This window comes from Vibrio sp. TRT 17S01 (assembly GCF_050113695.1).
GTDB lineage: Bacteria > Pseudomonadota > Gammaproteobacteria > Enterobacterales > Vibrionaceae > Vibrio.
This window is the reverse complement of record NZ_JBNJOG010000033.1, coordinates 1-8907: the sequence shown is the minus strand read 5'-3', so window position 1 is coordinate 8907 and position 8907 is coordinate 1. Positions and strand designations below refer to the sequence as shown.

Sequence of the window (8907 nt, the reverse complement as noted above, 5' to 3'; positions counted from 1 at the left end):
ACAAATTGCCCTACAATCTCAAAATCATCACATGTTGCTTTCTTGATCATCAAATTTTACCTATGAGCCCTAACGCCGCGTTAAGTGGTGAGCAACGCTACCACCAGACCTAAGCTATTGTGCCGTAAACACTAAAGCCGATTCAAACTGAAAATGCCAAGCGTTGGGAATCCGTCTTAAACGCTTTGTTATGTGATTTTTTCGCCGCATACGGAAACGCCCAAAGTTATTAGCCTTGGGCGTTTCTTCTGACAAACTGGTTACGACAAACCGAGCTTTAAAGTGTCATATGCAGAATTGGAAAAGGTTTTCCCATATCATCAAGCGGCGAGCGAGAAACAACTTTGAAACCCATATGCTCGTAGAAACCTACCGCTTGCGGGTTTTGTTCGTTTACATCGACTTTGGTTACGCCTAACTGCTCTATTGCGTATTGCAGTAGCACCTTACCAACACCTTGCCCTCTCGCCTCGTTTAAGATGAACAGCATTTCAACCTTTGAGTCGTGGATCCCCACGAAGCCTAAAATTGAACTACTTTCATTTTTCACACATCTTAACGTGACAGCAGGAAAAGCCTGCTCAATGATAATTGGTTTAAAAAACTCAATATCTTCTTCTGTTATGAAGTCATGAGTTGCTCGGACTGAATTTTCCCAAACACTAAGCATATCTGCGTAATTTTCAGGAAGCACATTTTCTACAATCATCGTATTTTCTCTAAAGTTGACTGAAATTCATGTGCAGCCGCGAGCGGGCATTTTAGCCCCAAAGGGTATGAATTGTCCACCAATCACATAACGCTGCGTTAAGTGGTGAACAACGCTAACCACCAAACTTAAACCATTGTACCTTAAACACTTAAACTGACTTGAACTAAAATCGCCAAGCGTTGTGAATCCGCCTTAAACGCCTTGTTATGTTTCGGGCTACGTAAAGCTCAAATATGCTAAAAACATATATAGCAAGCTACAGACTGGATACGCCACTTTTTTTACCCAGTTATTGAAATTACTTAGCTTTGAATTACCAACCATTCCAATTTTACAAGACAATACACACAATAAAAGACCGACAATTACGAGTAAGATTTTTATATAGTTGGAATCTAATAGCTTTACTGGAATTAATAGTATAAATCCTGCATACATAATAAAGTCAGCAGGCTTAATGCCTAACCACTCTTTAGTCGAATCTTTCATTACATAACCTATAAGAACATAACGCCCTGCTAAGGGGTGAGCAACGCAATACCTAAGCCGCCGCAAACCACCTTAATCACTAAATTCAACGCATAGTAAAAATGCCACGCGTTGCGAATCCCTCTTGAGCAGTTTGTTAGTTTGCAAACCCAAAGTGTTGATTTTACGTTATTTAAAACTTTGCAAACAATAAACTTTATGTATTTTGATGTACTTAAGTCAGGCGTAGTCTCAAAGCGGCTACTCAATGAAACCACGTAGAACAAACAACGCCGCAGAAAACGAACTAACAATACAAAAAAGCGCTTTTGGAAAACCAATCTCACAATGCGGACTTTCAACAAAGCCACTGAAACCACATGAACTTACCACACCAGAGAAAACGCTATTTCAGCGAGTAGATCGGCTTTTGTACCAACAAACTCAACGAGCAGACTTTCAGCAAAAAAGTTCGACTCAGGTAACCCAAAAGTCGCCGCACCAAAAAACAAATCAACCGTTGAAACGATGCCAATTTTGAATTTTCACCACGCTAGTTAACACTATAATTGAAAGCCAATACGACAATTTCAACTTTGAGCTTTTACCACTAGATCTTGCGATATAGCTGCGTTTTTCCTCTTGCAAACTAACGCCAAATTAAGGTGTGAACAACGCTACCACCTGCCTAAAGCATTGTGCCATAAACACTAAACTTATTTGAAGTGAGAGCGCCAAGCGTTGTGAATCACTCTTAAATTTATTGTTAGGCTTCGGTAGCTTGACTGTGGATCATGCCCCCAATATACAAATGCATACAATACCAATATTTGAGCAAGCCAAAACAGTGAAGAAGTCAGGCAAGTAACATAAACTTCGGGTAAAATTGCGATTGCTTTTGAGTATTTGTCGTCAGCGATAGTTCCTTTAGCTTCAAATAAGCTTATTGTCACATTGATTGGTGTATACCCCAACCAATACACGACCCATGAACCAGCAGAAACTGGAACTAAAAACAGTAATGGCCGTAACCATTTATACGGAAATACAAAATACAGCAACATTATTGTATAAAGCACGGTTAGGAATAAAGTCCAAGAACGTATTTTCGTATTTAATAACCAGTAAGACTCTTTAACGTACAAGCATAAAACAACACTTCCAAGCACGCATGCAAACAAGAACTGACCGATTTCTGAAGTTTTTTGGAATCGGAAGAGCACATAACTAATCAGTACTCCAAGCGCAAAAAACCACCCTAGAATATCGAGGTTCATTGTAAAAAATCGTGGAGCATACGTATTATTCAGAATCAGAATACCCAGTAGGACACCAACTAATAGATAAGCTATAAACGCCCTAATCAATAACCAAACGATTTTCTTCATTGTTTCCTCGTCCATTGAGAAGCCTAACGCCGCATTAAGATGCGAACAACGCTAAACACCCGGCCAAAACCACTGCACCTTAAACACTAAACCCAAGTTTAAACTAAGATCGCCAAGCGTTGTGAGTCAGTCTTAAATGCTTTGTTATATGCCTGCCCATTCTGTAGACAGGACTGACATTAGTACTTTATCGACAAACTCACCATTACGAAAACCTGATTGGCGCATCACTCCCTCATGTTGATAACCTGCGTTTTCATAAGCCTTAATTGCGCCGTAGTTAAGAGAGCTTGCTGTAAGCTGAACTCTATGCAAACCAAGAGTCCTTACCGCGTAATCTGTTACGACTTTCGTGACTGAGGTACCAACTCCCTTACCCCAATAACTTTTTTCTCCAATAAGAATAAAGTATACGCCACTACGATTTAGAGCACTGATCCCAGATATACCTGCATAGCCAATTAGCTGATCATTCTCTTTATCGCATATCCCGAAAGACACATTTTTATCGCTTGAATTTATGGATAGAAGCCATTTTTCGATATCTGATTTTGATTGAGGATACGCATACGAAGAAAGGCTATAGAGTGTAACTTCACGATCACAAGACCAATTGTAAAATACTTCCCCATCTTCCACATTCAGTGAACGCAGATAGTAACCATCTAGTTCCAATTGCATGATTTTCCTTATTAACTCCGATTGGCATATAACGCCAAATTAAGTAGTGAGCAACGCTACCACCTACCTAAACCATTGTGCCGTAGACACTAAAGTAGATTCAAACCGAAAATGCCAAGCGTTGCGAATCTGCTTAAATTTATTGTTATGAGTATGACTCAAATGGTGTGAGGTCTATACCCTCGATGTCGCAAACCGCTTTAATCGTTGGGTTCAAACAAAGACGCTTTAAATACGCTGCTAGGTGTTTGAAATCAAGTGGTGACTTTTCAATTGGTAACGACCATTCTGCAAGCATAAACAAGAAGTAGTCACATGCGGTTAAGGTGTCACCCAACAAGTATTCATGATGCTCTAACTGGTCGTTGATGATTGACAGTGCATCAGCAATTCTTTCGTCCTGCGCCGCTATTACATTTGGAATGGTAGCTTCATCGTTAGTGTGGCGATGAGGGTAATAGCGAACCATAAGTTCAGCTTGCAGCGTATTATTGAGAAACGCGAGCCATTGATAAAACAAAGGACGAGTCGGCTCACCTAACGATGGCATTAAATCGGATTCAGGGTGCAATTCGCAGATGTGCATACAGATAGCTGGACTTTCGAAAATTGGCTGATCATTAACAACTAAGGTCGGTATGCGCCCTGCTGGGTTGAGCCTAAGATAATCCGCTGATTTTTGAGAGTTCGATTTTTTATCAACTAACAACAGCTCATAGTCTGCTTTTAAATGATGAAGCAAAAAATGAGGAGCTAGGCTCGCGTTGTTTGGATAGTAATAAAGCTTGAACAAAATTGACTCCTTGTCTCTAAAATTTCGGATACTCATAACGCCGCATTAAGGTGCGAACAACGCAAAACACCTAACCTAAACCACTGCACCTTAAACACTAAAGCCAAGTTTAAACTGAAATCGCCAAGCGTTGTGAGTCACTCTTAAATGCTTTGTTAGCTGCTTTTCAACCTGAACTCGTTTCATCCGTCTTTATTAATGTCACCCCATCTACTTCCATTACCCACTTACCGTCTATTAAGTAGGGAGGTTTAGACACAACAAAAGTCGTTGTTAGAAAGGCAAAACCAACAACGAAGTCATCACCTACGAACTCCTTTATTGATGCATTTATAGAAGTTGTTCCACCATTCTGTATGCGTTTATAAGCTATCGTGCCATCCGCAAGTATTAACAAATACATTTCTACACTTTGCCACTGACCAACATATGACAACTTATCTTCTGGTAGCGGCTTACTACACCCTACAAGTGTCAATAAAGCAAAAAAAATAATAGATAATTTCTTCATAAGTCCTCTCGATAATCCAAGTCTTATGTACAGCTAACGCCGCATTAAGTGGTGAGCAACGCAGACCACTAACCTTAAAGTATTGTGCCGTAAACACTAAAATTGAAGCAAACCAAAAATGCCGAGCGTTGGGAATCCGTCTTAAATGCCTTGTTATGAGTTGGGTGTGTCAGTCAGCACTTCCTCTTCTCGACGACCTTTAAAGTAATACAATACAAAACCAGACGCAGCAGGAAATAAAACTGCAAATAAGACCAATAGAACTTTATTACGAGTACGTTTTGCTGATACTGCCACAACAAACGAGTATACAATCATATGCAATACAAATAACAATACTAATGTTTTTAAAACTATCTCGAACCAACCCTCTACGGGAAGATAACTCAAAATGACAGCTACTAAAAAAGAACCGTAACAACTAATGCCTGCATACTTCTTTATCAATTTTATTACCTCTTAAACTCATAACGCCCAATTAACGTGTGAGCAGCGCAGACACTGAACTTGAATACTGCGCCGTAAACACTAAATTCAACCCGAAGTGAGAGCGCCAAGCGTTGCGAATCACTGTTGAATTGTTTGTTATGTTTTACCACAAGTTACTGACTTGATTGAGAAAGAACTGCTATTTCTGACTAGTTTTCTGAGCTAAACCACAAGGCTCGAACCAACTTGACCGCCAAAGGCGATTAACCTTAAACGTGTAATTCCACTTCCTTGCCCAATGAGGCAACCCGACCAAGAAACAACAAGCGCCCTATCTTTCCAACCAAAGCGCAAAACAATGGCAAATTGCCGAGGCAACTGCCAAGCTGAAATGCTAATTGGCTAAGAACCTAAAAGCGACTTTAAGCCAGACAAACTGAAAACTAGCCAGTTCGACCTGACAATGAAGCAACCCACGAACATTGCATGTTTTACGGGCTGAGAGATTCAAGAACTTAGACCGACAATGCGGATTTGCTGAGTCTACTAGGGACGATTTGCCAGAGGGACAAAGAACTAGAGCCTAACACCTTTAAGCCTTTGAATTTCAAGTAAACATAACGCCGCGTTAAGGCGTGACGTAATGCGTGCCATACTGTGAGCGAAGCGAAACTGGCACGCGTTGCGGAATCGCTCTTGAACGCTTTGTTATGTATTTTGGGCCCGCTCAAGCGCGTCATTTAACTGACCATCATAAAGTTCCGTGTCGTCTCGAAGTTCTAGTTCCAATCTACGCTCAGCTTCTCTCACCATGTGATTTAGAGCGATACGCTGGTTAAGATACGTAACCACCATAATATCTTCCAATTCATCTAAAGGAATGTTCCAAGACTCCTTACAACGAGCTGTCAGTCCGGTTGTAACTTCTCCTTTCCACTTTCCTTCAATATCCTCAACAGATAACATCACTAAAATTCCTATCGTAATACATAACGCCCTGTTAAGGTGTGAGCGACGCAATACCGAAGTCGCCGCAAACCACCTTAATCACTTAACCCAACGCATGATGAAAATGCCACGCGTTGCGAATCACTCTTAAACAGTTTGTTAGGCAAATTCTTCTAGCGAAGGCTTTATTATGTCATTATAAAACTCAATCGGAGATTTACCTTCAAATTCAAAATTACCAAAGCCTTCAAGCTTTTCAACCGATGCATGGGTTGCTGTAGGAATATACTTAACCTTGACATTGTTGTTAACAACTTCAAATGGTGGAAAGACTTTATTTACAAGATCAAACCCATCAAACATATGTTTCATCATGTCATTTGAAGTATACCCAGCTTGAAGGAAAGCAGTTCTTATATTGGGTTTAACCATTTCTGATATATCAAAAGAACAACTATTTTCCCCTTCAGACAAAACAAATGCAGGCTTAAATGGAAGTTGAATATAATTATACCCTTGCTCACCAATTGAAATATCAATTACTTCAAATGGAGGAGCATAAACCCAAAAGTGACCAGGCGTTGATTCTTGCTCATCTGTAACACTATAAAAATAAGCACTTGGAATACCGCTCTTTACTGTAGAAAAGTCCACAACGCAACTACCTTTCAAGCAAGTGCTCCAAATACCTTGCTTTTCTAACACACGAACTAATACGCTAGAAATATCAATACAAGCTCCTTTCCTTTCAGTCTTAAGTAGAGCCTCATATAAAATTTCAACAGTCTTTGTAATTATTTTCTTGGATCTTTCGAGGTACTCTTTACTGTAAGGCTGTTTAGCTACATACATAGAATAAAGATTCAAATAATTATTGTTCATTCTCTCTTGTTCAAGAAAGGACTCTTGGTCATAAAAGTCTGGCGCATCAGGCTTGATACCTTTACTACAAAATTCTTGAATTAATTCATCATAAGTCATACTTTACTCCATTTGCCTAACGCCAAATTAAGGTGTGAACAACGCTAACACCTCACCTAAAACATTGTGCCATAAACACTAAACTTGCTTGAAGTGAAAGTGCCAAGCGTTGTGAATCACTCTTAAATTTATTGTTATGTTCCTAATAAAAACCATACTTCTCTTCGATGTATTCCATTAACTCTCTTAAAGAGGACTCGACCATACCCAAACTTTTCCGCAGGTATTCATATGATATATCTAGTTGGTCTGATGTGATGAAAATTAACTTTTCTTTCGCTGCTATTTTCTTAATAGCACTCGCTTTGCTTGCCTCAAGGGAGCTTAAATTTCCATTAGCATGAGCAACGCAATTTCTTAGTTTCGTAATTTCTGATAGCGCATTCATAGTCTTTTGATCAAATGCGAAATCAAAGCCCAAAACATGCTCAATATATTTATTGCACTTTGAAGGCAATGATTTAGCTGTAACATCTTTCAACTTTGACGTTTTTTCTTCTTTTTTCCTCGTATACTCAAGTAGCTGTGTTACTGAATTCTCAAATAACGTATAGATACTAACCAACATTGGCATGCGAATAATACGCGGGATCTCGTCTTCGGCAATTCGGTAAACATGAGAGTATTCATCGTGCTCAAGACCACTGAAGCTCTTTTCCTCCGATGTAACGTAACTACTGCAAGATGCAGCAACACCAGACTCCATGTGTGTCAGGTATTCTTTAAGTACTATCAGCTCAACTTTAATGTGTATACCTGGATAAGAAACATCCAAGTTTAATATTCCTTGCAATGAAGCCATAAGCCATCTCTCAATTAGACCCTAGATCTAACTTAGTAAAGTCTCTACTAAACGTGGGGTACTCGGAAACATAACGCCGCGTTAAGTGGTGAACAACGCCAATCACCAAACCTAAACCCTTACACCTTAAACACCAAAGCTGATTTAAGCCAAGATCGGAAAGCGTTGTGAATCCGTCTTAAACGCCTTGTTATGCGCCTGAACTAGAAGACAATACCTGTTCCAATTTCACACTCTCTTCATCAGAAAAAGTAACGTAGCCTATTGGGACATCACTGTCCAAGCTGCTAATAATATGCTCCGCGCTTTCTAAGCCAAAACCACCACATAGTTCAATGACTTGGATTCCACTTTCAATCATTTTTTTGGCAATAAGAATAGCTTCTTCATCACTGCTTACACCAACAACTTGAGTCGAAAACCCAGACGTATTTAAAGCTGTAGAATCGCTATTAAAATCGTAGCTATCTGCTTTTACGATAAAACCATACTGCTTAATCATATTTACCTCTTAAATATCGATTCTCTGTTGGCGCATAACGCCCAATTAAGGGGTGAACAACGCCTCCACCCAACCTAACGCATAGTGCCATAAACACTAAATTTGAAGTAGAAGCAAAAGTGCCAAGCGTTGTGAATCCCTCTTAAATTGCTTGTTATGTGCGTACTAAACATTACCACTGCAAGACGAGTTAAAGGAAAACATACGCACTTCATCACGTGGAAACCAACCTAGTTTTTCATAGAAATATTGAGCATTCAGGTTTTCACTGGCGACAAATAAGTGAGTTTTAGCTATACCAATTTTATATAATGCATCGACCGCTGAGGATATTAGTTTGGCACCAATGCCTTTACCTCGACAATTCGAGTTTACAGCCAAATGTTGCACGTAACCTCGACGACCATCTGTACCCACTAAAATTGCACCTACAATAGTGTCACCATCTACAGCGACAAAGCTGAGATTGGGGTTACGTTCTAAATATTTACCTATGTTTTCTCTGGAGTCTGCATCACGTAGCAACATAGCTTCTGTTTCAGACCATAGCTCAATAACTTGAGAGTAATCTGAGATATCCATTTCTCTAATCAATGCCATTTTCCCTCTAAGCACATAACGCCGCATTAAGGTGCGAACAACGCTAAACACCCAACCTAAACCACTGCACCTTAAACACTGAAACCAAGTTT

12 protein-coding genes are annotated in these 8907 nt (G+C 39.7%); all 12 read right to left on the bottom strand.

Annotated features, from left to right (window positions below; genetic code table 11):
* Nucleotides 1–277: 277 nt before the first annotated feature.
* The 12 genes from ACQEXS_RS21990 to ACQEXS_RS21935 all read right to left on the bottom strand — a co-directional run bounded on the left by ACQEXS_RS21990 (nt 278) and on the right by ACQEXS_RS21935 (nt 8815).
* Nucleotides 278–709, bottom strand: a complete 432-nt coding sequence (locus tag ACQEXS_RS21990; RefSeq protein ID WP_427015210.1) for a GNAT family N-acetyltransferase — start codon at nt 707–709, stop codon at nt 278–280.
* Nucleotides 710–928: 219 nt separating this feature from the next.
* Nucleotides 929–1201, bottom strand: a complete 273-nt coding sequence (locus ACQEXS_RS21985; RefSeq protein ID WP_427015209.1) for a hypothetical protein — start codon at nt 1199–1201, stop codon at nt 929–931.
* A 695-nt stretch (nt 1202–1896) separates the two neighbouring features.
* On the bottom strand, nt 1897–2568 hold the full coding sequence (locus ACQEXS_RS21980) for a hypothetical protein (RefSeq protein WP_427015208.1): 672 nt from the start codon (nt 2566–2568) through the stop codon (nt 1897–1899).
* A 144-nt stretch (nt 2569–2712) separates the two neighbouring features.
* Nucleotides 2713–3249 (bottom strand): GNAT family N-acetyltransferase, encoded by a 537-nt coding sequence (locus ACQEXS_RS21975; protein WP_427015207.1) that lies wholly within the window; start codon nt 3247–3249, stop codon nt 2713–2715.
* Nucleotides 3250–3394: 145 nt separating this feature from the next.
* A complete protein-coding gene (locus ACQEXS_RS21970) occupies nt 3395–4042 on the bottom strand; it encodes a glutathione S-transferase family protein (RefSeq protein ID WP_193267485.1) in 648 nt (215 codons plus the stop codon).
* A 166-nt stretch (nt 4043–4208) separates the two neighbouring features.
* Complete coding sequence (locus ACQEXS_RS21965; RefSeq protein ID WP_427015206.1) at nt 4209–4553, bottom strand: hypothetical protein; 345 nt, start codon at nt 4551–4553, stop codon at nt 4209–4211.
* Between the two features lie 153 nt (nt 4554–4706).
* Nucleotides 4707–4871, bottom strand: coding sequence for a 6-phosphofructokinase (locus ACQEXS_RS21960; RefSeq protein ID WP_427015205.1), 165 nt, complete (start codon nt 4869–4871; stop codon nt 4707–4709).
* Nucleotides 4872–5690: 819 nt separating this feature from the next.
* On the bottom strand, nt 5691–5951 hold the full coding sequence (locus ACQEXS_RS21955; RefSeq protein ID WP_427015204.1) for a hypothetical protein: 261 nt from the start codon (nt 5949–5951) through the stop codon (nt 5691–5693).
* Nucleotides 5952–6089: 138 nt separating this feature from the next.
* Complete coding sequence (locus tag ACQEXS_RS21950) at nt 6090–6911, bottom strand: hypothetical protein (RefSeq protein ID WP_427015203.1); 822 nt, start codon at nt 6909–6911, stop codon at nt 6090–6092.
* A gap of 142 nt (nt 6912–7053) precedes the next feature.
* On the bottom strand, nt 7054–7713 hold the full coding sequence (locus tag ACQEXS_RS21945; protein ID WP_427015202.1) for a hypothetical protein: 660 nt from the start codon (nt 7711–7713) through the stop codon (nt 7054–7056).
* Between the two features lie 190 nt (nt 7714–7903).
* Nucleotides 7904–8215, bottom strand: a complete 312-nt coding sequence (locus ACQEXS_RS21940) for a DUF6506 family protein (RefSeq protein WP_427015201.1) — start codon at nt 8213–8215, stop codon at nt 7904–7906.
* Between the two features lie 165 nt (nt 8216–8380).
* Nucleotides 8381–8815 (bottom strand): GNAT family N-acetyltransferase, encoded by a 435-nt coding sequence (locus tag ACQEXS_RS21935; RefSeq protein ID WP_427015211.1) that lies wholly within the window; start codon nt 8813–8815, stop codon nt 8381–8383.
* Nucleotides 8816–8907 lie beyond the last annotated feature (92 nt).

Bases quoted from the DNA above. Each gene is read 5' to 3' on its own strand.
- ACQEXS_RS21960 (WP_427015205.1), bottom strand. From the start codon at position 4,871: ATGATTGTATACTCGTTTGTTGTGGCAGTATCAGCAAAACGTACTCGT.
- ACQEXS_RS21980 (WP_427015208.1), bottom strand. From the start codon at position 2,568: ATGAAGAAAATCGTTTGGTTATTGATTAGGGCGTTTATAGCTTATCTA.
- ACQEXS_RS21965 (WP_427015206.1), bottom strand. From the start codon at position 4,553: ATGAAGAAATTATCTATTATTTTTTTTGCTTTATTGACACTTGTAGGG.
- ACQEXS_RS21990 (WP_427015210.1), bottom strand. From the start codon at position 709: ATGATTGTAGAAAATGTGCTTCCTGAAAATTACGCAGATATGCTTAGT.
- ACQEXS_RS21945 (WP_427015202.1), bottom strand. From the start codon at position 7,713: ATGGCTTCATTGCAAGGAATATTAAACTTGGATGTTTCTTATCCAGGT.
- ACQEXS_RS21935 (WP_427015211.1), bottom strand. From the start codon at position 8,815: ATGGCATTGATTAGAGAAATGGATATCTCAGATTACTCTCAAGTTATT.
- ACQEXS_RS21950 (WP_427015203.1), bottom strand. From the start codon at position 6,911: ATGACTTATGATGAATTAATTCAAGAATTTTGTAGTAAAGGTATCAAG.
- ACQEXS_RS21985 (WP_427015209.1), bottom strand. From the start codon at position 1,201: ATGAAAGATTCGACTAAAGAGTGGTTAGGCATTAAGCCTGCTGACTTT.
- ACQEXS_RS21975 (WP_427015207.1), bottom strand. From the start codon at position 3,249: ATGCAATTGGAACTAGATGGTTACTATCTGCGTTCACTGAATGTGGAA.
- ACQEXS_RS21940 (WP_427015201.1), bottom strand. From the start codon at position 8,215: ATGATTAAGCAGTATGGTTTTATCGTAAAAGCAGATAGCTACGATTTT.